This window comes from Microcystis sp. M53603_WE2, assembly GCF_030065435.1.
The window spans coordinates 1-1,201 of the sequence record NZ_JASJFF010000269.1; the positions used below are offsets into that span (position 1 = coordinate 1).

At 43.9% G+C, this 1,201-nt stretch carries 2 protein-coding genes; both read right to left on the reverse strand.

Translation table 11 applies throughout. From position 1 onward, the window contains the following. Window positions 1-234 precede the first annotated feature (234 nt). Window positions 235-855 (reverse strand): chorismate lyase, encoded by a 621-nt coding sequence (locus tag PX481_RS05865; protein WP_288023231.1) that lies wholly within the window; start codon window positions 853-855, stop codon window positions 235-237. A gap of 149 nt (window positions 856-1,004) precedes the next feature. Continuing rightward, the coding region (locus PX481_RS05870) for a glutathione S-transferase (protein WP_288093966.1) at window positions 1,005-1,201 on the reverse strand (197 nt) is incomplete at its 5' end.

Consider the following 1,201-nt stretch of genomic DNA (forward strand, 5'->3'; position numbering starts at 1 on the left):
GTACTACGAGGAGAATAATGCAAGGTTTTTGAATGTCCCAATCCTATTTTCTTGCACTAACATCAGATTTTAACAGGTCAAAAGCCTTATTTTCAAAGGGTTTTACCATTATTCAGCAAGTCCTACATAGAAATAAGCTAAACGGCGCTTAACCTGCATGATCCAATAGCTATAACCCTTTTGGAGTCTATATCGGTGATCCGAAGTAAAAGCCGTTTAGCTTATCTACAGCAGTTATCCTAATTGATCAATTCTCATTTCGCCGAGGTATTTACGGAGATAGGGAGAAAAAACCTCGTAAATCAGGGTAAGGGGTTGGCGAGCGTGCCAAAATAGGTAATGACGACCCCAAAATGCTCCTTTTTCCCCAAAAGCTATTTCTAATTCCGGGGAATGACCGTAATAAAGTCCCTGCACATCGCGATACAATTCCGTGTGCAGCCGCGAGAGACTTTCCCAAATCGGTAGGGAACGATTTTCCAGATATTCGTCCACTTGATTGACAGACCACCAAGAAGCGGCATAGGCTAACCTTTGACCACTAGCTGTGCGTAACCAGACTTGACGACGCAATCTCGGCCCCGGAATCAGGCTAATTTTCATCGGTGCGCCATCCTCATCGTCGCCGATGGGGGACATATCGATCACATCCACTTCCGTTTTTTCACCGGTTAAAAGTTGTAAATGACGGGTGGGAGAACCATCGCCGAGAATTAAAATCTGCCACGGGGGTGCGAGTTGGCTATGGGGTAAACCTTGTTTAACATCGGTTTCGTCTCCTTGCCAGAGAGAGGACAGGGAGTACCAAGGACGATTAAGCAGGGGCTTTTCTTGGGGGCGGAGGATAGCAGTCAAGGTTTGTTACAAAACTTTATGATTTTTTCATTAATCATAACACGGGATTTTTGTCTGCTGGTGATAAAAGCGATCGCCTTGCTCTAATCCTCTCTAAACTTTTCGGTTAGCATAGGCACTTTTGCCAAAGGAGATTGACTATTTTGATTTTAACGATAGAAAGGTATCAATATCTGGAGGAATTTTTGTAATCTTCTCAGGGCAATTAATTGTCGAATCTTGGGATTAATTTGGGGGGGATAAATGCTGGTGGCTAATTGTTCTTCTAGTAAGGCATATTCTGCCGCAGTTAGGGGTTGATTATCAAGGGGCGAGCGAGCCGAAGTGATAATTTCTGCTCGTAAAA